The organism is Streptomyces gottesmaniae, assembly GCF_031845845.1.
GTDB classification, from domain to species: domain Bacteria; phylum Actinomycetota; class Actinomycetes; order Streptomycetales; family Streptomycetaceae; genus Streptomyces; species Streptomyces akebiae.
Genome location: NZ_JAVRFJ010000018.1, coordinates 100,439 through 126,136, shown reverse-complemented (window position 1 = coordinate 126,136; position 25,698 = coordinate 100,439). Strand labels below are relative to the sequence as shown.

26 protein-coding genes, 1 pseudogene and 1 riboswitch are annotated in these 25,698 nt (G+C 72.9%); of the genes and pseudogenes, 16 read left to right on the top strand and 11 right to left on the bottom strand.

Features of this window, described 5'->3' with window-relative positions:
* Positions 1 to 11: 11 nt before the first annotated feature.
* From RM704_RS21575 to RM704_RS21555, 5 genes are read left to right on the top strand one after another with little or no spacing between them, the layout of a single operon-like run.
* Complete coding sequence (locus tag RM704_RS21575) at positions 12 to 1,349, top strand: L-fuconate dehydratase (RefSeq protein ID WP_033526305.1); 1,338 nt, start codon at positions 12 to 14, stop codon at positions 1,347 to 1,349.
* Complete coding sequence (locus RM704_RS21570) at positions 1,346 to 2,110, top strand: SDR family NAD(P)-dependent oxidoreductase (RefSeq protein WP_033526304.1); 765 nt, start codon at positions 1,346 to 1,348, stop codon at positions 2,108 to 2,110. Before RM704_RS21575 ends, RM704_RS21570 begins: the two co-directional genes overlap by 4 nt.
* The gene (locus RM704_RS21565) at positions 2,107 to 3,105 is read left to right on the top strand and encodes an aldo/keto reductase (RefSeq protein WP_033526303.1); all 999 of its coding nucleotides are present in this window, start codon (positions 2,107 to 2,109) and stop codon (positions 3,103 to 3,105) included. Before RM704_RS21570 ends, RM704_RS21565 begins: the two co-directional genes overlap by 4 nt.
* Positions 3,102 to 3,413 carry an L-rhamnose mutarotase gene (locus RM704_RS21560; RefSeq protein ID WP_033526302.1) on the top strand — a complete coding sequence of 104 codons (312 nt, stop codon included), beginning with the start codon at positions 3,102 to 3,104 and terminating at the stop codon, positions 3,411 to 3,413. The genes RM704_RS21565 and RM704_RS21560 overlap by 4 nt, the downstream gene beginning before the upstream one ends.
* Positions 3,410 to 4,282 carry an amidohydrolase family protein gene (locus RM704_RS21555; RefSeq protein ID WP_033526301.1) on the top strand — a complete coding sequence of 291 codons (873 nt, stop codon included), beginning with the start codon at positions 3,410 to 3,412 and terminating at the stop codon, positions 4,280 to 4,282. The genes RM704_RS21560 and RM704_RS21555 overlap by 4 nt, the downstream gene beginning before the upstream one ends.
* On the opposite strand, the gene RM704_RS21550 is transcribed toward RM704_RS21555, so the two are convergent.
* From RM704_RS21550 to RM704_RS21535, 4 genes are read right to left on the bottom strand one after another with little or no spacing between them, the layout of a single operon-like run.
* Positions 4,264 to 5,139 (bottom strand): energy-coupling factor ABC transporter ATP-binding protein, encoded by an 876-nt coding sequence (locus RM704_RS21550; RefSeq protein WP_033526300.1) that lies wholly within the window; start codon positions 5,137 to 5,139, stop codon positions 4,264 to 4,266. The two genes, RM704_RS21555 and RM704_RS21550, sit on opposite strands and share 19 nt — an antisense overlap.
* Entirely contained in the window at positions 5,136 to 5,882 is a 747-nt protein-coding gene (gene cbiQ, locus RM704_RS21545) for a cobalt ECF transporter T component CbiQ (RefSeq protein WP_033526299.1), read from the bottom strand. Before cbiQ ends, RM704_RS21550 begins: the two co-directional genes overlap by 4 nt.
* A 5-nt stretch (positions 5,883 to 5,887) precedes the next feature.
* Positions 5,888 to 6,427: an energy-coupling factor ABC transporter substrate-binding protein gene (locus RM704_RS21540; protein ID WP_311591037.1), complete on the bottom strand. Its 540-nt coding sequence runs from the start codon at positions 6,425 to 6,427 to the stop codon at positions 5,888 to 5,890.
* Positions 6,424 to 7,143: an energy-coupling factor ABC transporter permease gene (locus RM704_RS21535; RefSeq protein ID WP_033526298.1), complete on the bottom strand. Its 720-nt coding sequence runs from the start codon at positions 7,141 to 7,143 to the stop codon at positions 6,424 to 6,426. The genes RM704_RS21540 and RM704_RS21535 overlap by 4 nt, the downstream gene beginning before the upstream one ends.
* A 30-nt stretch (positions 7,144 to 7,173) precedes the next feature.
* Positions 7,174 to 7,356, bottom strand: a riboswitch (cobalamin riboswitch).
* 266 nt (positions 7,357 to 7,622) lie between these two features.
* Here RM704_RS21535 and nicT point away from each other — a divergent pair.
* A complete protein-coding gene (nicT, locus tag RM704_RS21530; RefSeq protein ID WP_078937033.1) occupies positions 7,623 to 8,747 on the top strand; it encodes a Nickel transporter NicT in 1,125 nt (374 codons plus the stop codon).
* 46 nt (positions 8,748 to 8,793) lie between these two features.
* Here the strand turns inward: nicT and RM704_RS21525 are convergent, their stop codons facing one another.
* Together RM704_RS21525 and RM704_RS21520 are read right to left on the bottom strand one after the other, a co-directional pair.
* Complete coding sequence (locus RM704_RS21525; RefSeq protein WP_033526379.1) at positions 8,794 to 9,105, bottom strand: NIPSNAP family protein; 312 nt, start codon at positions 9,103 to 9,105, stop codon at positions 8,794 to 8,796.
* A gap of 47 nt (positions 9,106 to 9,152) precedes the next feature.
* On the bottom strand, positions 9,153 to 9,890 hold the full coding sequence (locus RM704_RS21520) for an SCO6745 family protein (protein WP_052145932.1): 738 nt from the start codon (positions 9,888 to 9,890) through the stop codon (positions 9,153 to 9,155).
* Positions 9,891 to 9,969: 79 nt separating this feature from the next.
* Between RM704_RS21520 and RM704_RS21515 the strand changes: the two genes are divergently transcribed.
* The gene (locus RM704_RS21515) at positions 9,970 to 10,899 is read left to right on the top strand and encodes a LysR family transcriptional regulator (protein ID WP_037657565.1); all 930 of its coding nucleotides are present in this window, start codon (positions 9,970 to 9,972) and stop codon (positions 10,897 to 10,899) included.
* Positions 10,900 to 10,923: 24 nt separating this feature from the next.
* Here the strand turns inward: RM704_RS21515 and RM704_RS21510 are convergent, their stop codons facing one another.
* Together RM704_RS21510 and RM704_RS21505 are read right to left on the bottom strand one after the other, a co-directional pair.
* Complete coding sequence (locus RM704_RS21510; RefSeq protein ID WP_157856669.1) at positions 10,924 to 11,091, bottom strand: hypothetical protein; 168 nt, start codon at positions 11,089 to 11,091, stop codon at positions 10,924 to 10,926.
* Positions 11,092 to 11,155: 64 nt separating this feature from the next.
* A complete protein-coding gene (locus tag RM704_RS21505; RefSeq protein ID WP_052145943.1) occupies positions 11,156 to 12,370 on the bottom strand; it encodes an MFS transporter in 1,215 nt (404 codons plus the stop codon).
* A 54-nt stretch (positions 12,371 to 12,424) separates the two neighbouring features.
* On the opposite strand from RM704_RS21505, the gene RM704_RS21500 reads away from it, so the two are divergent.
* Positions 12,425 to 13,213 (top strand): helix-turn-helix transcriptional regulator, encoded by a 789-nt coding sequence (locus RM704_RS21500; protein WP_052145931.1) that lies wholly within the window; start codon positions 12,425 to 12,427, stop codon positions 13,211 to 13,213.
* Between the two features lie 64 nt (positions 13,214 to 13,277).
* Here the strand turns inward: RM704_RS21500 and RM704_RS21495 are convergent, their stop codons facing one another.
* On the bottom strand, positions 13,278 to 14,696 hold the full coding sequence (locus tag RM704_RS21495; RefSeq protein ID WP_033526295.1) for an MFS transporter: 1,419 nt from the start codon (positions 14,694 to 14,696) through the stop codon (positions 13,278 to 13,280).
* 115 nt (positions 14,697 to 14,811) lie between these two features.
* On the opposite strand from RM704_RS21495, the gene RM704_RS21490 reads away from it, so the two are divergent.
* Entirely contained in the window at positions 14,812 to 15,171 is a 360-nt protein-coding gene (locus tag RM704_RS21490; RefSeq protein WP_033526294.1) for an ArsR/SmtB family transcription factor, read from the top strand.
* Between the two features lie 75 nt (positions 15,172 to 15,246).
* Positions 15,247 to 16,182: an endonuclease/exonuclease/phosphatase family protein gene (locus tag RM704_RS21485; protein WP_052145942.1), complete on the top strand. Its 936-nt coding sequence runs from the start codon at positions 15,247 to 15,249 to the stop codon at positions 16,180 to 16,182.
* Here RM704_RS21485 and RM704_RS21480 read toward each other — a convergent pair.
* A pseudogene (locus RM704_RS21480) lies at positions 16,169 to 16,546 on the bottom strand (family 43 glycosylhydrolase); the annotation flags it as partial. The gene RM704_RS21485 and the pseudogene RM704_RS21480 overlap by 14 nt on opposite strands.
* Before the next feature lie 130 nt (positions 16,547 to 16,676).
* Positions 16,677 to 17,522, bottom strand: a complete 846-nt coding sequence (locus tag RM704_RS21475; RefSeq protein WP_033526291.1) for a (2Fe-2S)-binding protein — start codon at positions 17,520 to 17,522, stop codon at positions 16,677 to 16,679.
* Between the two features lie 212 nt (positions 17,523 to 17,734).
* Between RM704_RS21475 and RM704_RS21470 the strand changes: the two genes are divergently transcribed.
* From RM704_RS21470 to RM704_RS21445, 6 genes are all read left to right on the top strand, one after another.
* Positions 17,735 to 18,259 (top strand): hypothetical protein, encoded by a 525-nt coding sequence (locus RM704_RS21470; RefSeq protein WP_033526290.1) that lies wholly within the window; start codon positions 17,735 to 17,737, stop codon positions 18,257 to 18,259.
* Positions 18,260 to 18,347: 88 nt separating this feature from the next.
* On the top strand, positions 18,348 to 19,547 hold the full coding sequence (locus RM704_RS21465) for an ATP-grasp domain-containing protein (RefSeq protein WP_033526289.1): 1,200 nt from the start codon (positions 18,348 to 18,350) through the stop codon (positions 19,545 to 19,547).
* A 158-nt stretch (positions 19,548 to 19,705) separates the two neighbouring features.
* Positions 19,706 to 21,412: an IucA/IucC family protein gene (locus RM704_RS21460; RefSeq protein ID WP_033526374.1), complete on the top strand. Its 1,707-nt coding sequence runs from the start codon at positions 19,706 to 19,708 to the stop codon at positions 21,410 to 21,412.
* Positions 21,409 to 22,599 carry an MFS transporter gene (locus tag RM704_RS21455; RefSeq protein ID WP_033526288.1) on the top strand — a complete coding sequence of 397 codons (1,191 nt, stop codon included), beginning with the start codon at positions 21,409 to 21,411 and terminating at the stop codon, positions 22,597 to 22,599. Before RM704_RS21460 ends, RM704_RS21455 begins: the two co-directional genes overlap by 4 nt.
* Positions 22,600 to 24,354: an IucA/IucC family protein gene (locus RM704_RS21450; protein WP_033526287.1), complete on the top strand. Its 1,755-nt coding sequence runs from the start codon at positions 22,600 to 22,602 to the stop codon at positions 24,352 to 24,354.
* A 50-nt stretch (positions 24,355 to 24,404) separates the two neighbouring features.
* Entirely contained in the window at positions 24,405 to 25,613 is a 1,209-nt protein-coding gene (locus tag RM704_RS21445; protein WP_192829613.1) for a type III PLP-dependent enzyme, read from the top strand.
* Positions 25,614 to 25,698 lie beyond the last annotated feature (85 nt).

Genomic DNA, 25,698 nt, shown 5'->3' with positions numbered 1-25,698 from the left:
TGAGCACCCCCGTGACTGCAACCCCCGCCCGGATCACCGCGGTCGACACCTACGACGTCCGGTTCCCCACCTCGCGGGAACTGGACGGGTCGGACGCCATGAACCCGGATCCCGACTACTCCGCCGCCTACGTCGTGCTGCGCACGGACGCCGGCGACGGGCACGAGGGCCACGGCTTCACCTTCACCATCGGCCGCGGCAACGACGTCCAGGTCGCCGCCATCGGCGCCCTGCGGCACCACCTCCTCGGCCGTTCGGTCGAGGAGCTGTGCGCCGACCCCGGCTCCGTCAACCGCGACCTGATCGGCGACAGCCAGCTGCGCTGGCTCGGCCCCGAGAAGGGCGTGATGCACATGGCCATCGGCGCCGTCGTCAACGCCGTCTGGGACCTGACGGCCAAGCGCGCGGGTCAGCCCCTGTGGCGTCTGCTCGCCCACGCCGACCCCGAGTGGCTGGTCTCCCAGGTCGACTTCCGCTACATCGCCGACGCCCTCACCCCCGAGGACGCCCTGCGCCTGCTGCGCGAGGGCCGCGCCGGGCTGGCCGAGCGCGAGGCCACCCTGCTCCAGCGCGGCTACCCCGGCTACACCACCTCACCGGGCTGGCTCGGCTACTCCGACGAGAAGCTCACCCGGCTGGCCAAGCAGGCCGTCGCCGACGGCTTCACCCAGATCAAACTGAAGGTCGGCGCCGACCTCGCCGACGACGTCCGCCGGATGCGCACCGCCCGCGCCGCCGTCGGCGACGGAGTACGCATCGCCATCGACGCCAACCAGCGCTGGAACATCGACGAGGCGATCGAGTGGACCCGGGCCCTCGCCGACTTCGACCCGTACTGGATCGAGGAACCCACCAGCCCCGACGACATCCTCGGCCACGCCGCCGTCCGCCGGGGCGTCGCCCCGGTGAAGGTCGCCACCGGCGAACACGTACAGAACCGCATCGTCTTCAAGCAGCTCCTCCAGGCCGGCGCCCTCGACGTCCTCCAGATCGACGCCGCCCGCGTCGGCGGCGTCAACGAGAACCTGGCGATCCTGCTGCTCGCCGCCAAGTTCGGCGTCCCCGTCTGCCCCCACGCCGGCGGTGTGGGCCTGTGCGAACTGGTCCAGCACCTGTCGATGTTCGACTACCTCGCCCTCTCCGGCACCACCGACGACCGGGTCATCGAGTACGTCGACCACCTCCACGGGCACTTCACCGACCCCGTGGTGATGCGCGACGGTCACTACGTAGCCCCCCTCACCCCCGGTTTCTCCGCGACCATGCACCCCGGGTCGCTCGCCGAATACCGTTACCCCGACGGCGTGTTCTGGACCGCCGACCTCGCAGGACGGGAGGAAGTCGCATGACCGGCACAGGTGAACTGACGGGACTCCGCGCGCTCGTCACCGGTGGCGCGTCCGGGATCGGACTGGCCACCGCCCGGCTGCTGGCCGCACGGGGCGCCTCCGTGGCCGTCCTCGACCTCGACCCCGCCGGGGCCTCGGCCCCCCTGCTCGGCCTCAAGGCCGATGTCACCGACGACGCCTCCGTACGGGAGGGCGTCGAGGAGGCCGCCCGGCGGCTCGGCGGCCTCGACATCCTCGTCAACAACGCCGGCATCGGCGCGCAGGGCACCGTCGAGGACAACCCCGACCACCAGTGGCAGCGGGTCCTCGACGTCAACGTCCTCGGCATGGTCCGCACCAGCCGCGCGGCCCTGCCCCACCTGCGCGCCTCCTCCCACGCGAGCATCGTCAACACCTGCTCCATCGCCGCCACCGCCGGTCTGCCGCAGCGCGCCCTGTACTCCGCCAGCAAGGGCGCGGTCCTCTCCCTGACCCTGGCCATGGCCGCCGACCACGTCCGTGAGGGCATCCGCGTCAACTGCGTCAACCCCGGCACCGCCGACACCCCCTGGGTCGGCCGGCTCCTCGACACCGCCGACGACCCCGAGGCGGAGCGCGCCGCCCTCAACGCCCGTCAGCCCATGGGCCGGCTGGTCAGCGCCGACGAGGTCGCCGCCGCCATCGTCTACCTGGCGAGCCCCGCCGCGGCCTCCGTCACCGGCACCGCCCTCGCCGTGGACGGCGGTATGCAGGGCCTGCGGCTCCGCCCGGCGGGCTCATGAGAACCAGGACCCTCGGCCGCACCGAGGTCCGCGTCACCGAGCTGGCCTACGGCGCCGCGGGCATCGGCAACCTCTTCCGCCCGGTCCCCGACGAGGTGGCGGCCGCCGCGATCGACGCCGCCTGGGACGCCGGGATCCGCACCTTCGACACCGCCCCCCACTACGGGCTCGGCCTGTCCGAACGCCGGCTCGGCGCCGCGCTCCGGGACCGCCCCCGGGAGTCGTACACGATCTCCACCAAGGTCGGCCGGCTGCTGGTGGAGAACGAGACCACAGAGGGCGACGACCTGGGACACGGCTTCGCGGTCCCGGCGACCCACCGCCGCGTCTTCGACTTCACCGCCGACGGCGTCCTGCGCTCCCTGGAGGCCAGCCTGGCTCGGCTCGGTCTGGACCGGGTGGACGTGGTCCTCCTCCACGACCCCGACGACCACGTCGAGCAGGCCCTGCGCGAGGCCTACCCGGCGCTGGAGCGGCTGCGTGACGAGGGCGTCGTGGGCGCCATCGGCGTCGGCATGAACCAGTGCGCCGCACCCACCCGCTTCCTGCGCGAGACCGACATCGACGTGGTGCTGCTGGCCGGCCGCTACACCCTCCTCGAACAGGAGGGCCTGGCGGAACTGCTGCCCGAGGCCACCGCCCGGGGACGCAGCGTACTGATCGGCGGCGCCTTCAACTCCGGCCTGCTGATCGACCCGAAGCCGGGTGCCACCTACGACTACGCCCCCGTGCCGGGGCCCGTGCTCGACCGTGCCCTGCGGCTGAGGACCGTCACCGAAGGCCACGGTGTACCGCTGCGCGGCGCGGCCCTGGCGTTCCCCTCCGCCCACCCGGCGGTCGCGGCCGTGCTGACGGGCGCCCGCTCCGCCGAGGAGGTGCGCGACACGGTCGACCTGCTCGGCCGTCCGATCCCTGCCGCACTCTGGGACGAGCTGCGCGCCGAGGGGCTGCTGAGCCCGGACATCCCCGTCCCGCAGCCGAAGGAGACGCCGTGAGGGTCGCCCTGCACACCAAGGTCCGCGCCGACCGCGTCGAGGAGTACGAGGCGGCCCACCGCGAGGTCCCCGGCGAGCTGACCGCCGCCATCCGCGCCGCCGGGGTGAGCGAGTGGACGATCTGGCGCAGCGGCACCGACCTCTTCCACCTGCTGGAGGTCGAGGACTACCCGGCGATGATCGCCGAACTGGAGAAACTGCCGGTCAACATCGCCTGGCAGGCCCGCATGGCCGAGCTCCTCGACGTCGTCCACGACTACTCGGCCGAGGGCTCCGACGCCGGACTGCCCGTGGTGTGGGAACTGTGACGGGCACGGGCGACACCGACGCCCCGGTCGTCGACGCGCACCATCACCTCTGGGACCTCTCCGTCCGCGACCAGGACTGGATCACCGGGCCCGAACTTGCCCCGCTGCGCCGTGACTTCACCCTCAGCGAGCTGGAGTCCGCCGCGCGGGCCGCGGGGGTCGCCGCCACGGTCCTGGTCCAGACGATCACCGTGCCCGAGGAGACCCCCGAGTTCCTGGCCCTCGCCGCCGGCAGTGACCTGGTCGCCGGTGTCGTCGGCTGGACCGACCTCACCTCGCCCGCCGTCGCCGACGCACTGGCCGAACTGCGCGAAAGGCCCGGCGGGGAGTACCTGGTGGGCATCCGCCACCAGGTGCAGGGCGAACCCGACCCGCGCTGGCTGACCCGCCCGGACGTCCGGCGGGGTCTCGCCGCGGTCGCCGGCGCGGGACTGGTCTACGACCTCCTGGTCAAGCCCCACCAGCTCCCGGCCGCCGTGGAGGCGGCGGCCGGCCTCCCCGACCTCACCTTCGTCCTCGACCATGCGGCGAAGCCGCCCATCGCCTCCGGTGAACTGGAGCCGTGGGCGGGGGAGATCCGGCGGCTGGCTGCCCTGCCGAACACGGTGTGCAAGCTCTCCGGCCTGGTCACGGAGGCCGACTGGCACTCCTGGCGGGTCGCGCACCTCGTCCCGTACGCCGACACCGTGCTGGACGCCTTCGGTCCCGAGCGGCTGATGTACGGCTCCGACTGGCCGGTCTGCCGACTCGCCTCCGACTACGCCGAAGTCCTGGACACGGCCGACTCGTTGATGTCCGGACTCGGCGAGGCCGAACGCCGGGAGGTCTTCGCGGGCACCGCCGTCCGCGTCTACGGCCTGCGGATCTGAGGCAGGCGAAGGCCGGGCCCGGTGTCCGCCCCCGCCATGGCCGACAGCTCGTCCGGTGTGCGCGGACCGGGCTCCTCCTCGGCCAACAGCCCCTGTTCGCGCAGCAGTCGGGCGACGGCGACCCCCCAGGGGAGCCGAAGCCCCGCCTGGTGGAGGAGTTCCGTGCGGGCGAGCATCTCGTCCACCGGGCCCGTGCGCGCGCCGGCCGGGGTGAGCAGCGCCGCGTCGTCGGCCCAGCGCAGTGCGAGGTCGACGTCATGGGTGGCCATCACGACGGTGGTGCCGGACCGGCGCAGCTCGTCCAGGGTGGCCAGGAGCCGCTCCTGCCCGTCGGGGTCGAGCCCGGCGGTCGGCTCGTCGAGGATCAGGACCCGGGGCCGCATCGCGACCGCCCCGGCGATGGCGGTCCGCTTGCGCTGGCCGTAGGAGAGCAGATGGGTGGGCCGGTCGGCCAGGGCGGCGATGCCGAGCGCGCCGAGCGCCTCGTCCACCCGGGCCCGCACCTGCGCGTCGGACAGCCCGAGGTTCAGCGGACCGAACGACACGTCCTGCGCGACGGACGCCGCGAAGAGCTGGTCGTCCGGGTCCTGGACGACCAGCTGGACCGTCGTCCGCAGCCGGGTGAGCCCCTTGCGGTCGTACGTCACCGGCCGCCCCTCGACGGCCAACTCGCCCGTACGGGGCCGTAGTCCGCCGCTGAGCAGCCGCATCAACGTGGTCTTGCCGCTGCCGTTGCGGCCCAGCAGGGCGAGCGCGCGCCCCTCGCGCACGTCGAAGTCGAGTTCGCTGAGCACGGTCGGTCCGTCCTCGTACGCGAACGACGCGCCCCGCAGGGCGACGAGCACGGGCTCGCTCATGTCAGCCTTTCCAGAACGAAGGTGAGGGCGACCACGGCCGCGAGGAGCGCGACACTGGCCGTGGTGAAGCGCACGGAGACCCGGGCCTCGGGCACCAGGACGCGCAGGGTGCCGTCGTACCCGCGTCCGGCGAGCCCGGTCTGCAGCCGCGCCGCCCGGTCGAAGGCCCTGACGAACGCGGTCGCGCCGAGTCCGGCGAGGGAACGCCAGGTGGCGGCGCGGGTGGTGTGCCCCAGCCGGGCCGCCTGCGCCTCACGGATCCGGCGCACGGAGTCCAGGAGCAGGAAGCTCATCCGGTAGGTCACCAGGGCCACGTCCACGACCGGCGCCGGCACCCCGGCCCGCACGAGCCGGGGCAGCAGGTCCGACATGGGGGTGGTGAAGGCGAACAGGAGGACGCCGAGGGAGGCGGCCGAGGTGCGCAGCAACAGTTCCCCGGCGCGCACCGGCCCGCCGACGGCCGGGGTGACGAACCCGTCCGGCCCGCCCACCTGGACGAGCAGCGGCAGCGCGCCGGTCACACAGAAGCCCAACGGCACCCGGTAGGCCCGCCACAGCCGACGGCCGGGCACGCCCGCGGGGCCCAGCAGCACCACGAGCGCGGTCAGCAGGACCAGGGCCGCGCCGGGCCAGGGCGGCAGGGAGATCGCGAGCACGGTGAGGCCGAGCCCGAGCACGGCCTTGTCCACGGGATGGCGGCGGCGCCAGCGACTGCTGTGCGCCGCCGCGTCGATCGGCAGCACCCGGGTCAGCCCCGCCCGGCGGGCGATTCCCCGGAGGCACCGGACGAGCCTTCGTCACCGGATGTTCCGGAGGTGCCGGATGCGCCGGATGTGCCCTTCGCGGCCGCCGCGGCGGCCGGGGTACTCACCGCCGCCGTGGGCGCGGCCCCGGCCGACGCCCTGGCCGTGGACGCCTCGACCGCCACGTCCACGGGCTTCGCCGGAGCCATGTCGGCCTTCCCGGCCGCGTCGAGTTGCGCCCGGGCCCGGGCCTCGCCCTGGCGCCGGCCCCGGTGGATGCCGAAGTAGTAGGCGAGGACCCCCGCGCCGAGAGCGGCCTGGAGGGCGAAGAGCGCCGACTCGATCTCACCGGACGGCGGCTCGTAGAGAGGGGAGAACCACGGCTCGTAGTCCGGCTCGATCTCCGTGATCGCCGTCTCCGCCTCGGCGTCGGCGCCTGTGAAGGGCTCCTCCTTGTGGTCGCCGAGGCCGAGGGCCAGCGGCAGGACGGCGAGCGCCGCCACGGCGAGCAGCAGCAGTGCGTTGATCTTCGTGTTCCGGTTCATCGGGCCACCGCCTCGTTCCCCGTCTCCGTCTCGGCGCCGGCGCGGCTCTGCCGGCCGGTCAGGAGCACGCCGAGCCGCGTCAGTTCGCCCTTGCTCGACTGCACCAGCAGACGCATCACCAACACCGTGAGCAGACCTTCGCTGACCGCGAGCGGGATCTGGGTGACGGCGAAGATGGAGCCGAACTTGCCGAGCGCGCCCAGGAAGCCGCTGCTCGGGTCGGGGAAGGCGAGCGACAACTGCACGCTGGTGACGCAGTAGGTGACCAGGTCGGCGAAGAACGCGCCGAAGAAGACCGTCACCATCAGCGGCACGTCGAAGCGTCGCAGCAGCCGGTAGACGCCGTAACCCGCCCAGGGGCCGACGATCGCCATCGAGAAGACGTTGGCGCCGAGCGTGGTCAGACCGCCGTGGGCGAGCAACAGTGCCTGGAAGAGCAGGGTGATGGTGCCGAGGACCGCCATGATCGGCGGCCGGAACAGGATGGCACCGAGGCCGGTGCCGGTGGGGTGGGAGCAACTCCCGGTGACCGACGGGAGCTTCAGCGCGGACAGGACGAAGGTGAAGGCCCCCGAGGCGCCGAGCAGCAGCGTGCTCTCGGGATGCTCCCTGACCTCACGGGTGAGTGCCCGGACTCCGTGGACGACGAACGGCGCGGACGCGACACCCCAGGCGATCGCGTGCGCCGGAGGAAGGAAACCCTCGGCTATGTGCATGGCTCAGCAGACCCTCTCCAGCACCTCGTGGATGGTTGACGCGCCTTGGCCGGTCTCCTGGCTTACGGGTGACACCGCCCGTGCTCCGCCTTCCCGGGTCCGAAGACCCAGTGGCTGTCCGTGAGGACCGGAGCCGGACTTCCCGATCACAGTGGCGAGGGCCGCACCGGCATCACACCGGATTTCCCGTTCACCAAGGCGTGGTGACAGTAGTGCCCAGATAAGGACGCTGACAAGCGGAGGCCAAGGGGCGCGCAGGCGCCGTGCAACAGCTCACACCCCGGCGCACGCTCCGCGCGACGTCGAGGTACCCGACCTGACCGAAAGCAGACGGGAGCTTTACTGCGACATAGTTGCAGCTGCCAACACCACGCACGAGGCTGAGGAGGCTCGACCGCACGAACGCGGCACGAGGACATCGACCGCACGGACGCGGCGACGAGACGCGCGGCACGCAGAGAAGAAGAGGCGCACGCCCCATGGCTCCTGGTACCGACACCGCCCCCTCGGCCACCACCGGGACGGGCGGTCTCTCATGGCGGCGGATCCGCGCCACGACGACGCGCGGGGAGTGGGCGAGCCTGGGCGGGATGGCCGGGTTCATCCTGGCGCTGCACCTCATCGGCTGGTTCACCCTCGTGGTGATCGTCGCCCCCGAGCACTACAGCGTCGGCAGCAGGACCTTCGGCATCGGTATGGGTGTCACCGCCTACACCCTGGGCATGCGGCACGCCTTCGACGCCGACCACATCGCCGCCATCGACAACACCACCCGCAAACTGATGGGGGAGGGGCGACGCCCGCTGTCGGTCGGCTTCTGGTTCTCCCTCGGCCACTCGTCGATCGTGCTCGTCCTCACCTTCCTGCTCACCCTCGGCGTCAAGACGCTCGCCGGACCCGTCCGCGACGACGGCTCCGCGCTGCACGAGGTGACCGGCTGGATCGGCACGACCGTCTCGGGGACGTTCCTGTACGTCATCGCCCTCGTCAACCTGGTGGCCCTGGTGGGGATCTGGAAGGTGTTCCGCGAGATGCGCTCGGGCACCTTCGACGAGGCCGCGTTGGAGGAACGACTGAACAGCCGGGGCCTGATGAACCGGCTCCTCGGGCGGTTGATGAGATCCCTCACCAGGCCCTGGCAGATGTATCCCGTAGGCCTGCTCTTCGGCCTCGGCTTCGACACGGCGACGGAGGTCGCGCTGCTGGTCCTGGCCGGTTCGGGCGCGGCCTCCGGGCTGCCCTTGTACGCGATCCTGTGCCTGCCCGTCCTGTTCGCCGCCGGAATGTCGCTCCTCGACACCGTCGACGGCACGTTCATGAACCTCGCCTACGGCTGGGCGTTCTCCCAGCCGGTCCGCAAGGTCTACTACAACCTCGCCGTCACGGGTCTGTCCGTGGCCGTCGCCCTCGTCATCGGCACGGTCGAACTCCTCGGCCTCGTCGCCGAGAAGGCCCGCCTGCACGGCGTCTTCTGGGACCGGGTCTCCGGCCTCGACCTCAACACCGTCGGCTATGTGGTCGTCGGCCTCTTCTTCGTCACCTGGGCGGTCGCCCTACTGGTCTGGCGGTTCGCGCGGATCGAGGAGAAGTGGACGGCGGGGTGAACCCCACCGTCCACCCGCACGCGGCGCACGGGCGCCTCACCTCGCCTCAGGACACGTCGTCGAGCGGCCGGAGGAAACGGCGTTCGTACCGCTTGATGCAGCGGGTGTCGCGGGCCAGCGCGAAGGCGTCCTGGCACTCCGGATCGGACATGCTGTCCGTGCGGTACCGCTCGTACGCGGCGAGACTGGGAAACGAGAAGAGGGCGTAGGCGATGTCGCTGTCGCTCTCGCTCGGCAGGAAGTAGCCGTGGTGCGTCCCGCCGAAACGGTTGACGAGCCGAACCCAGCGCCGCCCGTACTCTTCGAAGTCCTCGAGCTTGTCGGGGTCGATCTCGTACTTCAGATGAATGGTGATCACGGTTCCATGGTCCCCCGGGGCGCGGGCGACGGCCATGCCGGTCGGCGTCATCGGGTGGGGGAGGCGGTCAAGGCGTCGACGAGCCGGGCGAATTCGGTGCGTTGCCGGTCGGTCAGTGCGGTGTAGAGCGGCGCCTGCAACTCGTCGGTGAGCTGCTCGGCGCGCTGCCATCGGGGGATCAGGTCCGCGGCGACGGGTTGTGGTTCTCGCCAGCCGTAGTGGGCCGCCTGCTCGACGCCGAGGTTGACGACCATGGCCGCCTGGGCGGTCAGTCCGTACGCGCGCACCGCCGCAAGATGGCAGGCACCACGGTGTTCGCGCAGTACGTGGACGCGCTGCATGGCCGCCCCGACGGGATCGTCGGCGGGGCAGGGCTGCGCGCGCCAGCCGGCGAACAGGGGCAGGGAGGCGGCGTCGGCGGCGTCGATCAGCCGCTGTGCCAAGTGGTTGAAGTGCTCCACGTCGACATCGGCGGGGATGTGGGCGTGTCCCCATTCCCGGAGGGCCTCGGCATAACAGGCGGCGGCGTCCTCCGCCGCCATCACGTCCCGTCCCGCCAGCCAGCCCGTGGTGACCAGGTCGGGGCCGAGGAAGCCCTGTACCGCTTGGACCACCGGGACCGGTGCCTCGCCGAGCACTCCGAACCTGCCCCGGCAGTAGAAGCCGCGGCCGGGGGAGAACCCGGCGCGCAGACCCACGGCGGCGGTCGTCCCGTCGGACATGAACTCGTCACCGACATCGTGGAGGGGCCGGGCGACAGCGGCGATGCAGTCGAAGATCTTCATGCGCCGAAGGTCGCGCAGTACAACTCGATAGGTCAAGGGGATGTTTTCTGATGAAACCCATTAGGTAATCTATCGAGTCATGCTCGATGTCCGCCGTCTGCACATGCTGAAGACCGTCACCGCCCGCGGCTCCATCGCCGCGGCAGCCCAGGCACTGGGACTGTCCGCCGGTGCCGTGTCCCAGCAACTGTCCGCGCTGCGGCGTGACGTGGGAGTCGATCTTCTGCGCCCCGACGGGCGAACCGTGGCGCTGACCGAGGCGGGCCGGGTGCTCCTCGAACACGCCGACCGGATCCTCGCCGCCGTGCAGGAAGCCGAAAGCGCGGTCGCGTCCGTCAGGGGCACGGTCGGCGCCGCCGTCACGCTCGCCGCGCTGCCGTCGACCGTCGCCCGGATCGTGGCGCCCGCACTCCACGAGCTGGGCGTACGGCACCCGCGGCTCACCGTGACCTGTCTCGTCACCGACCAGGCGCAACTGCGGGAACTCACCCTCGGCGCCGTCGACGTGGTGCTGGGACAGCGGTATCACCACCTGCCCGATGCCACACCCCGCGGCGTCGCGGTCTCGCCGCTGCTGGACGATCCGCTGCTCGTCGTCACCGCGGCCGGCCAAGCCGACGAACGGCCCGTCGCCCTGCGTGAACTGGCCACACACAGCCTCGCCGTACCGCCGGCGACCACGGACTGCGGACAGGCCATCCTGCACGCCTTCCACCAGGCCGGCTTCACAGCCACGACGCCCTACATCACCGCCGACATCGCCGCCCAGCTCACGCTCGCGCGCGCCGGCCTCGCCACCGCGCTCGTCCCCCGGACGGCCATCGACCCCGCCACTCCCGGAATCCGCACCGCGCCCATCGAGGACCACCCCATCCTGCGCCGCCTGTTCGCCGCGACCCGTCACACGGAGACCACGAACCCGACGACCGCGGCCGTCGTCGCGGCACTGCGCACGGCCGCACGGGAGGGGCGCGCCGAGGTGCGCACCCCGCCCCTTCCGCCGGCCTAGGGCGTTTCTGACGGGAGGTCGGCGTCAGCGCGGGGTGAAGGCCGCGACCTCGCCCTCGCAGAGGACCACCAGCGCGTCACAGGTGCAGCGGCAGTACTCGACTTCACCCGCGGACGTGGAGTGGCTCGACAGCAGTCGCCACGAAGGCTGTCGCTGGGCGGCCGGGCATCCCCAGTCCTTCAGGGGGCACATGTCCTGCGACGACGGGCTCGACGAGCCGTGCGCGTCGCCGGCGCTCCGCGGACCTCCGGGTCGGTCAGCGGTGATCGCGCGGGGCAGGGAGTTCGGCATCGGTGGGGTCTCCGGTCTGCTGGGCCGCCGCCGTGGGCTTCGGCGCGGTGGGTTCGGGCAAGGTGCGGAACAACAGCCAGCTGAGGGCGGGCATCAGGACCAGCGGTGTCAGGGCGGTACGCAGGGAGGTCGCATCGGCGACGCCGCCCAGGAGAGGGCTGACGAGACCGCCGACACCGACGGTCAGCCCGAGGACGATCCCGCCGGCCGTGCCGACGCGGGTGGGCAGATAGTCCTGCCCGAGGGTGATCTGCAGGGAGAAGGGGACGTACAGGCCGACGGAGGTCAGCGCCACGAACACGTAGAGAGCCGGGCCGGGCACGAGCACGATCCCCGCGACGGCGACGACCGTGACGAGGTACGACCAGCGGGCGACAGTCACCCGGTCCCAGCGGTCGGCCAGGCGGCCGCCCAACACGGAGCCCACCGCACTGCCGAGATAGAGCACGAACAGCGCCGCGGTGCCCACCGACGCGCCGCCTCCCAGACGTTCCTGGGCGTAGAGCGAGACGAAGGTGCTCAGGCCGACGAAGGTGATGGACCGGCAGACCACGGCGAGCGACAGCCTCACGAACGAGGCCGTGCTGTCGGTGCCCTTCGCGATCGCGGTGCCGGAGGGGCCGCCACGTCCCGTCCTCCGCAGTGCGTGCAGGACCGGCAGGCACAGAACACCGCCGGCGAGGGCGGGCACCACGAGCAGCGGCGACAGACGCAGACCACCGGAGGCGACGACGACGGTGACCAGGAGGGGCGCGGCGGCGAAGCCGAGGTTGCCACCGAGGGAGAACCAGCCCATCGCGCTGTGGCTGCCCTCGCTGACGAGCCGCGCCACGCGGGCGGACTCGGGATGGTAGGCGGCGACCCCGAGGCCGGACACCGCCAGGAACGCCAGCGTCAGAGCGTAGGAACCACTCACACCGCTCAGGGCGACGCCCAGTCCGCCGAGGATCGTGCTCGCCGGCAGGAGCCAGGGCATCGCCCAGCGGTCGGCGAGCGCGCCGAACACCGGTTGCGCCACCGAGGACAGCACGGAAGCGGCGAGCACGATGCCCGAGACCGCGGCGTAGCCGTAGGCGCGTTCGGCGACGAAGAACGGGACGAGCGACGCCACAGCGCCTTGGTAGAGGTCGACGCAGGCATGGCTGACCGACAGCAGGATGAGCGGCTTGTTCCTTGGCACGACGCCATGGTCATCGCCGAGCGGCATGTCGTGCTTCCGATAAACTGCCGATCAATGACGGAAATCCGCCACGAGCCTGTAGCGCCGACCCGCACCCAGTGGCTTGCGCCCGGGGGCGCCATAGACGCCCACCGCCACGACGACCACCAGATCGTCTACGCCGGCCGGGGAGTGCTGGCCGTGACGACCAGTACGGGCTCGTGGATCGCGCCGGGCACGCGCGCCATCTGGGTGCCGGCCGGCACCGTGCACGCCCACCAGGCCCACGGCGAACTCGAACTGCACCTGGTCGGCCTCCCGGCGAGTGACAACCCGCTCGGCCTGGACGAGCCGACCGTGCTGACAGTCGGGCCCCTCCTCCGTGAGCTGATCCTCGTGTACACGCGCACCCCGCACGACGACAGCCCCGAACGCGGGCGGCTGCGCGCCGTGTTGTTGGACCAGTTGCGGGCCTCACCCCAGCAACCCCTGCACCTGCCCACCCCGACCACTCCTCAGCTGACGGCGGTGTGCGAGATCCTGCACGCGAATCCGGCCGACGGCCGCACCCTGGCCGCGCTGGGCAGGCAGGTCGGCGCCAGCGACCGCACCCTCTCCCGCCTCTTCAAGGCCGATCTCGGCATGACCTTCCCCCAGTGGCGCACCCAACTGCGCCTGTACCACGCCTTGGTCCTGCTCGCCGAGAACGTCCCCGTGACCACCACGGCACACCTGTGCGGCTGGTCGTCCGCCAGCGCGTTCATCGATGTCTTCCGCCGAGCCTTCGGACACACTCCAGGAACACATCAGCCCCGCCGGCCGGACGGCTACAGCGGCCTTAGGGGCACCGCCGAACCACCGTGACGAGGAGAGCGGCGTCGGCTCCCGCTCGCGCGCGGGCCACGTCCCACCCGAGTGCCCAGGTTCCTCAGCGGGCGTGCAGCCCGTCCGTGAGGTGGCCGTGGCTGTGTCGCCATCCGTTCGCGACGCGCCGGGCGCCCGCCAGATGGGGGTGACCGAAGGGGAGGTCGGCGTGCACGTGGGCTCCGTGCCCGTGGGCCGCGTGCGCATGGCCCACGTGCGCATGGCCCGCGTGCGTCCGGTCCGGCGGTGCGGGAGCCGAGGGCGCGTCGGCGCTCGACGTCGGCGGCCAGAGCCGTACGGCCAACAGCGCCGCGCCCAGCGCGAGCGAACCCAGGGCGAGCACCGCCCAGTTCAGCCCGGCCGCCGCCCCCAGCCATCCGGCCAGCGGATACGTCAGCAGCCAGCAGCCGTGCGAGAGGGAGAACTGGGCGGCGAACGCGGCCGTACGCTCCCCGGGTGCCACCGAGCGGCGGACGAGCCGCCCGGTCGGGGTGAGCACCGCCGAGCACGCGGCACCGAACGCGGCCCAGACCACCAGCAGCCCGGGCAGCCGCCAACTCCCGCCCGGTGCTCCCGTGACGGCCCCCAGCCCGGCGAAGCCGACGGCCAGCGACAGCGCGCCCGGCAGCATCACGGCCCGGTCCGGCACCTTGTCCAGCACCCGGGGCAGCAGCAGCGCCACGGCCATGGAACCGGCCCCGTACGCCCCGAGAGCCAGCGGCAGGGCGCCCGCCGGCAGGCCCAGCACATCGCGGACGTAGACGACGGAGTTCACCGTCACCATCGCCCCGGCCGCCGCGACCGCGAGGTTCAGGGCGAGCAGGGCCCGCAGCTCGGGCACGCCCAGGAGGAGCCGCGTGCCGGCGGTGGCCCGCGCGTACGCGCCGCCCGTGCCCGGGGCGGTGACGGCGGCCCGCTCGGGCAGGGCGGTCGAGACGACCAGCGCGGCCGAGGCGAGGAAACCGACGACCGTGCCGCTGAACAGCCCGTCGTAGGTCATCACCGACAACAGGGCGGCCGCGAGGGCGGGGGAGAAGAGGCTCTCCAGGTCGTACGCGAGCCGGGACATCGACAGGGCCCGTGTGTAGTCGCGCTCCTCCGGCAGTACGTCGGGGATGACGGCCTGGAACGTGGGCGTGAAGACGGCCGACGCGGACTGCAGGAGGAACACCAGGACGTACACCTGCCAGACCTCGCCTACGAACGGCAGTGACACGGCGATTCCCGCGCGCACCAGGTCCGCCGTCACCATCAGGGCCCGGCGCGGCAGCCGGTCGGCGACCGCGCCGACGGCCGGGGCGATCACCACGTACGCCACCATCTTGATCGCGAGAGCCGTACCGAGGACGGACCCCGCGTCGGCGCCCGCGAGGTCGTACGCCAGCAGCCCGAGCGCGACGGTCGCGAGGCCGGTGCCCACCAGGGCGACGACCTGGGCGGTGAAGAGCCGCCGGTAGGCGCGATGACGCAGAACGGCGAGCATGGGCACGGCTCCCCTCGGCGTGGCGTGGCGTGGCGTTTCGGTTCGTCCAGGCGAGTGTAGCCATCATGTGCGCACCTGTGCACATGATGAATCGGCAAAGGGCTAGGCTGGGCTCATGCCTGAACGCCATGCCGTGTCACCTGCGTCCGGTGCGCATCTGCGCGCTCCTGACAGCGCACGGCTCACCGAGGCGACCGGAGTGTTCGCGATGCTCTCCGACGTCACCCGGCTGCATCTGCTGTGGCTGCTCGCGCAGGGCGAGTCGGACGTCGGCTCCCTGGCCGACCGCTGCGAGGCATCCCGCACGGCCGTCAGCCAGCATCTGGCGAAGCTGCGGCTCGCCGGGCTCGTGGACACCCGCCGTGAGGGGCGCCACATCTACTACAGCCTCGCCGACGGGCACCTCAAGCGCCTGGTGGTGGAGGCGCTCAGCCACGCGGACCACCGGGTCAGCGGCCAGGCACCGCACGACTGAGGACGCCCCGTGACCGCCGAAGATCCGCTGTCCCGCCTCCGGCACCGAGGAGGCCCGCCCGGGACCGGCGAGCCCGTGAGGCCTGACCGTCCCGCTACCGGACGGGTGAGCGCCGTGGTGGCCGTACTGACCGCCGGGCTCGTGCTGTTCCCCCGTGCGGTCCCCAACTCCGTGGGCCGCCTGGGCAGTCTGCTGGAGGCGTTCCTGCCCTGGCTCGGCCTGGTGGCCGTGGTGCTGCTCGGCGTGGGACTCCTGCACCGCTCGGCCGTCGCGCTGCTGGCCCTCCTGCTGCCGGTGGCGGCCTGGACGTACACCTTCGGCGGGCTGCTGCTGCCTGGTGCGCGGCCCGGTCCGCAGGACCTCGTCGTGGTGCAGCACAACGTCAGCGACGAGAACACCGACCCGGCGGGCACGGCCCGAGCCCTGGCCGACGCCGAGCCCGATCTCATCGCGCTGGAGGAACTGGTGCCCACGGCGCTGCCGGTCTACGAGAGGACACTCGCCCGCCAGTACCCCCACCACGCGGTCCTGGGCACCGTAGGCCTCTGGTCTAGGCATCCGCTCACCGGGACCCGTCTGCTGGACATCAGGCCCGAGGGGATCGAGGAGGACTGGAGCCGCGGGCTCAGGACCTCGGTCCGTACCCCGCACGGCGACCTCGCGGTGTACGTCGCCCACCTGCCGTCGGTCCGCGTCGGGATGGGCGGGCTCGCGTCGCAGCGGCGGGACGAGAGCGCCGGCCTGCTGGGCCGGGCCGTCGCCGCGGAGACGCGGAACCCGGTGATCCTGCTGGGCGACCTCAACGGCACGGTCGACGACCGCGGCCTCGCACCGCTCACCGCACGGCTGAACGTGCCGGAGCGTGGCTTCGCCCTCAGCTACCCCGCCGGTCTCCCGCTCACCCGGATCGACCAGGTCATGGCCCGCTCCGCGACCGTCGCCGACATCCGCGCCCTGCCCGCCACCGGCAGCGACCACCTGCCGGTCGCCGCCCGGGTCACCCTGGGCTGACCACCGGGCCGATGGACCGCAGCGTCGGCACGACCTCCTCGATAGAGCCGTCCGCCGCGAACACCAGCCGTTCCAGGGTGGATTCCCGGCGGACGCCGTCACCGCGCGGGGTGGGGCCGGTGGCGTGGGCCACGCGATAGTCCTCGCTGGGGGTGTCGTCCTCCGGCCACATGAAGAAGTGGACGCCGCGCCGTTCGACGACGAAGGCCCCCTCGCGGAAGTTCTCCGGGGTGAACCGCCGTACCCGCGCCGGGTCGAAGGACGCCACGTCCTCGTCGAGCGGTACGCCGTACGCCTCGCTGTTGCCCCAGGAGAGGTACGTCGTGCCGTCGTAGTCCGTGAGGACGGCCGGGTCGGGCTTTTGGTACTTCGTGGCAGAAACCCCGTCGAAGAGCGTTGCTATCTGTGCCGAGCGGCGTCAATCGGCACAGGGCGCCGGGGCGGTGTCGAAGGTTGCGGGGAGGAGGGTGTCATCCCGCGCGGTCGGCGTGCGGTCAGCCCTCCAGGCGGCGCAGTCGTTCCGCGTCGCAGGTGCGCGGGCAGGTGGAGCAGGCCTCGGCGGGGCGGATCGTGTAGTAGAGGCAGCACCCGAGACGGGTGCGGGTCGGGTGTTCGCGGCCGTCGCTCGTGCGCAGGGAACGGAAGTCGGCGCCGCCGGGGAAGGGCGCATGGGCGGCGGGCAGGAGGGCGGAGGCGGCCCGGACCCCGGCGGCCTCGTCGCCGCGCGTCCGCCCGAGGTACCAGAGGCCGGAGACCAGGTCGTCGGAGACCAGACCCCACAGCGCGCGTGAACCCCGGCGGACGTACGGGCCCATCGCCTCCAGCACCGGACCCATGTGGTCCGCCACCGCGGCCCTCAACTCGGCGCGCAGCGCCTCCTGGTGAGCGACCGCCCGGGCGCCGGGCAGGAGCGCGGCCGGGTCGCCCGGGAGGCAGGCCAGAGCGGTGCCGGGGGTGACCTCGAAGGTGCCCGAGGTGAGGTCGACCCGTATGTCGCCGGGGTCGATGCGGGGCACGCGCCGCTCCAGGTACCACACGCCGCTCATCAGCAGGCTCACCGACCACGCGTAGTCGTGCAGGGCGCGGGAGGCGGCGACATGCCTGGGCGCGGTGTGGTCGTGCCGCTCCCGGATGCGAGCGGCCTCCGCCTCCACGAAGGCCTCGACGCTCTCCTGGCCGTCCGTCAGCCCGACGGTGCCGGCGGTCGATCGGCCGGGCTCGACGATCCGCACGGACAGTGCCTCGCAGATCGCGTCCAGGCGGCGGAAGGCGGCGGACAGGAGCACCGGGACGGGCGTGGCGGTGTCGGCCTGGGCGGTCTCCAGGTGGGCCACGGTCATCGGTAACTCCAGAGCGTGAAGGGTTTGGCGAGTTGGGGAGGTAAGGCTTACCTTAGCTGCAAGATCGCGGGCCGATGACCATGCGGGGTGTGAAGTGGTCGCGTACGTGGTTGACCAGCGAAGTTACTTGCGAGTTGATCAAGGGCGTTGTGGATCACAGAGGGCCCACTGCTGTTGAAAGCTAAAAAATGCCTCATCTAAGCTCACTTCTCGTGACTGCGACCGAACGGGCCGCGCCGACGCGGTGCGCCGCGCTGAGCCTCGCCCTCGGAGCCCGCTCGGCCCCCCTGCCCACCGTGCTCCACGCGCCGGCCGGGCACGCGGAGGGTCGGGACGCCCTGGTGGTGACGGGACTTCGGCTGCCGCGCACCGACATCGGCCTCGCGGTCGGCGCCGCCGTCTTCGCGCTGGAACTCACCGACCCCGTCGCATACGCGTGGTCCGCCTTCGCCTTCGCCTACGCCTTCGCCGGAGCCGCCGCCGCGGTGGTCTTCGCCCAGGCGCCGGCTCGTCGTGCCGGGGCCATCGACCCGGCCGTGGCCATGAAGGACGTCAGCCCCGAGGAGCAGAAGCAGGTCACTTCCCACCCCGTCTGGAAGGATCTGCCCGCCGTCGAGGACGGCGAGTTCTTCGAGGTCCCGGACGAGACCTGGATGTCCGGCATCGGCGTCCAGGCCGCCGAGGAGATGCTCGCCGACATCGCCGAGGCCACCGGCGTCGAACTCCCGAAGCAGTAACTCCCGCGTACCCGGGGCGGGCCCCACCACGAGACGGGCCCGCCCCGCCCCACCCCCCCACCCGCTAGCGGAAGCCGTGCACCACCCCATGCGCCTGTACCTGCTCGCCCTCAACCCCACCGACTCCGTCACCGAGGGCTTCCTGCCCGCCGCCGTCCGGCTGGGCCTGGACGTCACCCTCCTCACCGACCAGCCCGACGCGCACCGCGCCGCCCACTCGGAGCACCCCGGGATCGAGGTCCTCGGCTGCGACGTACGGGACCACCGCGCCGTCATCAGCCGGATCTCCACCCACCACCGGCCCGACGCGGTCTTCACCAACAGCGACCACCTCCAGACCCAGGCCGCCCTCGCCGCCCACTACTTCGACCTCCCCGGCAAGGACTGGCGGGCCGCCCTGCGCACCAAGGACAAGGGCGAGATGCGCCGCCACCTCGCCGCGGCCGGCGTGGACGCCGTGTGGTCCGCCGAGATCACCGCTCCGGCCGACCTCACCGGCCGTCTCGTCGTCGACGCCCCCTACCCCTGTGTCGTCAAGCCCCGTGAAGGCGTGGCCAGCGAGGACGTCGTGCTCGTCGACACCGCCGCGGACCTCGTGGTGCGCGCCGAGGAGATCCTGGCCCGGCGCCCGGGCGCCACCCTGGTCGTCGAGGAGTACCTGCCCGGGGAGCTGTACACCCTGGAGACCCTCGGCGACGGGCGCGTGCGGCATGTGCTCGGCGGATTCCACACCGCGCTGTCCCCGCCGCCGTACTTCATCGAGGAGCGGCTCACCTTCGTCCCCGCCCACCCCGAACCGGTCGTCGCGCAGGTGCTCGCCCAACTCGACGCGCTCGGCGTCGGGTTCGGCGCCTGTCACACCGAGTTCGTCGTCCACGACGGCCGGGCCCGCGTCATCGAGGTCAACTACCGCGCCATCGGCGACCAATGCGATCTGCTGCTGGCCCAGCTCCTCGACATCCCGCTGTTCGAGCACATCCTCCGCACCCACCTCGGCGATCCGCTCCCCGCCGACCTGGGCATCCGGCGCGACGGCGCGGCCCGTCTGGAGTACCCCTGCGCCGACCGGGCCGGCACCCTCGTCACCGCTCCCGCCGCGACCGACGTCACCGTCGACGGAGTGCGTCTGACGTACCGCCCGCTGCGCGCACCCGGTGAACACCACGAGCTGTACGGGACCAACCGCGACTACCTCGGCGTCCTGCGAGCCACCGGCACCGCTCAGCAGAGCGTGGACCGGGCGGTGGCGGGCTTCCTCGCCGCCCGGCGCTGGGAGATCCAGCCGTGACCGCCGTAGCGCCCGAGGGCACCCCCGAGTGCGCCCCGGCCCCCGGCGCCCCGGAAGGCACCCCCGAGACCGTCCTCGCCGTCGCTCCCGGGAACGTCCCCGGCACCGGCACCGAGGACGGGGCCAGTGCCGCGACCGCGGACGCCACCGAGGCCGAGCTGCTCACCCGTGTGCTCGGCGCGCTCCTCCGCGAGGACGTCGTGGGCCTGCGCACCCGCGGTACGCCCCTCGACCAGCCGGACGGCCGCTGGCTGCGCCTGCCGACCCCCGACGGCGACGCCCTCCTCCTCCCGGTCACCGAGGACGGCTTCCAGTACACCGTCGCCGCCCGACTGCCCCTGCTCGTCCGGGAGTCGGACGGCACACACCTCCCCACCTGCGACACCGTCCTCGCCGCGCTGCGCGCCCTCGCCGACCCCGTCGACCGCGACGGCTTCGACGCCTTCGCCGAGGAGTGCCGCCAGACCCTCGCGACGATGCGGCTGCACGAGGCGACGGCGCAGGAGATCGCCGAAGGGCTCACCGACCTGTACGGCGCCGACCTCGCCGACTGGACGGGGCTGCGCGGCGGCCTGGCGTACGAGACGCTCGCCGCGCGCCTCGACCACCCGGTCTACCCGACCGCACGCGGCCGCTCCGGACTGGACGAGGAGCAACTGCGCCGCTACGCGCCCGAGTTCCACCCGACGTTCGCGCTCCGGTGGCTCGCCCTGCCCAGGGCGTCCGTCACCGTCGCCGGGGACCTCCCGGACGGCTGGCCCACCCCCTCCGGGCTCGGACTCGCGGACCTCGACCACACCCATGTCGCCCTGCCCGTGCACCCGTCGACCGTGGGCGCGCCCCTGGACGCGGCACTGCGCGAGGCGGGGCTCGCGGACCGGGCCGTGCTCGCCGACCGGCCGTACCTCCCCGTCGTACCCACCCTGTCGATGCGTACGGTCGCACCCACCGCCGCTCCCTCCCTGCACCTCAAACTCCCCCTGGCCACCGCCACCCTGGGCCTGCGCAACAAGCGGTCCATCAAGCCCGGGACCCTCCTCGACGGCGCCGCCGGACAGTGGCTGCTCGCGCAGGTGACCGACCGTGAGCCCCGCTTCCGGGGCCGGGTGCTGCACGCCGACGAGACGGTGCACGCGCACGCCGGACACGAACTCCTCGCCGTGCTGTGCCGCCGCTACCCGACGGACCTCGACGACTGTGCCGTCGTCCCCATGGCGGCCCTCCTCGCCGAGGCCCCCGGCGGGCGACTGGTCGTCGACCACCTCGCAGACCGCTTCCACGGCGGTGACCCGATCGCGCTGCTCGACGCCGTGCTCACCCTGCTGTTCGACTGGCAGACCACGCTCTTCGGCTACGGCATCGCCCTGGAATCGCACCAGCAGAACGTCTCCCTGGTGTTCGGCCCCGACCCCGGCGACCTGCGGCTGCTGCTGAAGGACAACGACGGGCCCCGAGTCAACCGCGCCCGCCTGGCCGCCAGGCTCGGTGCGGACGGGGCAAGCCTGGGCTTCGACGACAGCCGCACCTTCACCACCGACGACCGCGCGGTGGCCGACCTCTTCACCACCGTCACCGTCCATCTGTGCGCCGGGGCCTACGCGTTCGGCCTGGCCCGGCACGGCCGTGCCCCGCTGGCCGAGCTGCTGCGCCTCGTCCGGGACCGCCTCACCGAGGCCGTCGACCGGCTCGGCGGTGACGCGGCCGCCGTGCTGCGCGAGCGGGTGCTGAACGCGCCCGAGCTTCCGGTGAAGGCGATGGTGACCGCCGGGACCCTGCTCAGCAAGGCCCGGTCGGGTGCCGCCGACATCAACAAGCACTACACCACCGGGCCCAACTACCTCCTGGGGGAGGGTGGTTCGGCATGACCGCCGAGGCGCTCGCGGTCCCGCGCCCCGCGCTCGGCCGCCGACAGGTGCACGCCGTGGCCGCCTGCTACTTCGTGGCGTCGTTCGCCGCGCTGGGGCTGCCGCCGTACCTCACCGAGATACTGCCCGAACTGGGCGACCGCGCGGCCGGCTGGGCGGGTGTCCTGTACGTCGTGCCCACCGTGTTCAGCGCGCTCGCGGCACCCCTGTGGGGGCGGCTCGCCGACCGCTTCGGACGCAAACGGCTGCTGCTGCGGGCCCAGTTGGGCCTCGCCCTCTCCTTCCTGCTGGCGGGCTGCGCCGACTCGCTCACCATGTTCACGGTGGCGCTGGTCCTCCAGGGCATCCTGGGCGGCACCTTCGCCGCCTCGAACGGCTATCTGGGCGCCGCCCTGGACGGCCCGCGACTGTCGAAGGCGCTGACGCTGATGCAGGGCAGCGCGCGGGCCGCCCTCGTCCTCGCGCCGATCGTCGTCGGCACGCTGTCGCCGTGGCTGTCCCCGCACCGCCAGTACGCCCTCCTCGCGGTGCTCCCGCTCGCCGCCGCCCTGCTGCTGGCCGCGCTGCCCGAACCACCCGAGGCCGAGGAGACGGCGGAACGAGAGGCGGAGGCCGGCGCCGCGCCCGGCGCCGCGCTGCGCCGGCTCTACGCCCTGGAGTTCGCCTTCGTGTTCTCCACGGTGATCTCCTTCCCCTACCTCATCGCCCTCGTCGAGGAACGCCTCCCCGGCGCCTCCGCCGCCCTGTCCGGCCTGCTCTTCGCCCTGCCGCACCTCTGCTACCTGCTCACGGCCCTGGCGGTGCACCGCGCCGTCCGCACCCGCCCCCGGCACGGCATCGCCCTCGGGTTCGCGCTGATCGCCCTGGGCCTCGCCGGACACGGCGTCGCCGACACCCTGCCGACCCTCGTCGCCGTACGGCTGCTCCTCGGTGCCGGTCTCACCCTCGGCATGGTCGGCCTGTCGGTCCTGGCCGCCGACTGCGCCCGGGGCCGCGCTCCCGGAGGCATGTTCGGCTCCCTGGAGTTCTTCTCCAAGGCGGGCGCCGTCGCCGCCGGAGTGACCGCCGCCGTGGGCAGCGCCCGGTTCGGGCCCGCCGCCCCGGTGCTCATAGGCGGCGGCACAGCCGCCCTCACCGTCTGCGCGACCCTCCTGCCCCCACACCCGCGTACCCGCTGGAGCCACTGAATGTCCCCGCTCACCGACTCGCTCGGTACCACCCACCTGCCCACCGCCGACGACGCGGTGGTCCACACCCTCCTCAACTGCCTGCTGCGGGAGGTGTCCGGCCCCGAACACCAGACCGCCGTCATCGACGGTCACCTCCTGCTGCGCCTGCCCCGCCGCGGCCTCCTCCTCCGGATCGCCCTGCGGCGCACGTCGCTGCTGGGCGCCCACCGCTTCACCGGCCCCGTCCAGGAGCAGTCCGCCACCGGCTGGACCGCGCTCGACTGGCGCCGCGTCGCCGAGTACACCCACGACGAACTGTCCCTGCGCACCGGCGTCCGCAACGACGAGTTCCTGCACCAGATCGACTCCAGCCACCGCACCGTGGCCACCGCGCTCGCGGCCCGCGCGACGGGCAAGCCCACCGGTCGCGGGGCCGCCACGCCCGGCCCGCACGACAGCGCCGCCCCCCACGGGCTGCCGGACTACCTCGCCTCCGAGCAGTCCCTGCTCTTCGGTCACCGCTTCCACCCCACCCCCAAGGCCCGCACGGGCGACGCGGACGCCTGGCAGTCGTACGCCCCCGAGGCCGGCGCCGCCTTCGCGTTGCGTCACCTCGCCGTACGCGACCACCTGATCGCCGAGGAGACCGCCGAGGCGGGCGCCACCGCCGTGTTCGACCGGGAACACGGTGACGTCCCCGAGGGCTACCGACTGCTGCCCGCCCACCCCTGGCAGTACGCGATGCTGCGCGAACACCGGCTGCTGCGGGAGGCGTTGGGCTGCGGCGACATCCTCGACCTGGGACCCGGCGGCCGGGAGTACGCGGCCACCGCCTCCGTCCGCACCCTCTTCGACGGCGACTCCTTCCTGAAATTCAGCCTCAACGTCCGCATCACCAACTGCCTGCGCAAGAACGCCAGTTACGAACTCTCCGGCGCCGTCGCCCTCACGCGTGTGCTCGCCCCCGCCCTCACGGACCTGGAGACCCGCTTCCCCGGCAGCGCGATGCTCCGCGAACCCGCCTACCGCAGCCTCGCCCTCCCCGGCCCCGACGGGACCCCCGACCGGGCCCTCCTCGAAGGCTTCGGCGTCATCGTCCGCGAGGGCCTGTCCCGGCGGCTGCTGCCGGGCACGACCCCGCTGCTCGCGGCCGCCGTCGCCGACGAGTACCCCACCAGCGCCGCGCACGTCTCCCGCCTCCTCGACGGAGCCGGCCCGCGGACCGCCCTGCACTGGTGGCGGGCGTACCTGCGCCTGCTCGTCCCGCCCGTGCTCTCCGCCTACTTCGACCACGGCCTCGTCCTGGAACCCCATCTGCAGAACGTCCTGATCTGTGTCGACGGCGACGGGATGCCCGCCCAGGTCCTCTTCCGCGACCTGGAGGGCACCAAGCTCGTCCCCGACCACCACGCCGACACCCTCGCCGCGCTCCCGTCCGAGGTCGCCGGCCCGATGTCGTACGACGCGCGGCGCGGCTGGGACCGTGTCGTGTACTGCCTGCTCGTCAACCACGTCGCCGAACTGCTCGCCGCGCTGGCCGACCTGCACCCGGAGACCGAGGCCGACCTGTGGGCCGCGGTCCGGGCGACCCTCCGGGACCACGCCGACGAGCAGGGCTGCCCGCCCCGCCTCGCGGCCCTCCTCGCGGGCGTCCCGCTCCCCGCCAAGACCAACCTCCTCACCCGCTGGGAACGCAAGGCCGACCGCGAGGCCGGTTACGTCCGTCTCCCCTCACCCCTCGCCGAGGACGTCCTGCGCTGGAGCCCCCGGTGAACCACGAGCCCTCGACGAGCCACGGGCACGTCATGAGCCAGGAGTCCCCGATGACCTTTCCCACCCCCGCCGTCCGCGACCGCGTCCTGACCCTGTCGCCCACCGAACTGCCCGCCTACGTCTACGACTTGACGGCTCTGCAGGAGCACGCCGCGCAGGTGCGCGGCACGCTGCCCGAGCGGGTCGAGCTGTACTACGCGGCCAAGGCCAACCCGGAGCCGGAGATCCTGACCGCGCTCGGCCCGTACGTCGACGGCTACGAGGTCTCCTCCGGCGGTGAGCTCGCCCATGTCGCCGAGGCGGTCCCGGGCCGCCCCCTGGCCTTCGGCGGGCCCGGAAAGACCCCCGACGAGATCCGGGCCGCCCTGGAGCGGGGGGTCGAACGCTTCCACGTCGAGAGCGAGCACGAGCTGCGCGTGCTCGCCGAGCTGGCACGCAGGGTGGCGCCGCCCGCGCGGGTCGGGGTGCTGCTCCGCTTCAACCTCGCGGTGGCCGACGGTTCGCTCGCGGGCAGCTCGCTCGCGATGGGCGGACGGCCCACCCCGTTCGGCCTGGATCCCACCCGGGCACCGCACGTCCTCCGCCCCCTCACGGACGGCACCCACCCGCACCTCGAACTGCTCGGTGTCCACGCCCACCTGGCGAGCGGTCTCGACGCGCCCCGACAACTCTCCGTGGCCCGCTCCATCGTGCGATGGGCGACCGGTCTGGGCGTACCGGTCTCCGAGGTGAACGTGGGCGGCGGCATGGCCGTCGACTACACGCGCCCCGAGAGCCGCTTCGACTGGAAGACGTACGGTGAAGGGCTGGCCGAACTCGTCGCCAGGCACCCGGAACTGACGCTGCGTATCGAACCCGGCCGCGCGCTCACCGCCTACTGCGGCTGGTACGCCACCGAGGTGCTGGACGTGAAGCGCAGCCACGGCGAGGAGTTCGCCGTGGTCCGGGGCGGCACGCACCATCTGCGCACCCCGGCCACCAAGGGGCACGACCAGCCGTGCTCGGTGCTGGCGGTGGAGGAGTGGCCCCACCCCTGGCCGCGCCCGGCGGCCGAGGGGGAGTACGTCAGCCTCACCGGACAGCTCTGCACGCCGAAGGACCTGCTCGCCCGCGACACCCGAGCTCCCGGGCTGCGTGCGGGGGACCGGGTGGCCTTCGGCCTCGCGGGCGCGTACGCCTGGAACATCTCGCACCACGATTTCCTGATGCATCCGCGGCCCGGTTTCCACTTCCTCGCCCCGGCCGATGGGGGAGTGTGACCGTTGACAGGCGGACGGGTCCGGCGCAGACTCGTCCTCGAAAAGTGAAGTGATTTTCACCAGGCGAACACGGTCGGGGCCCGGG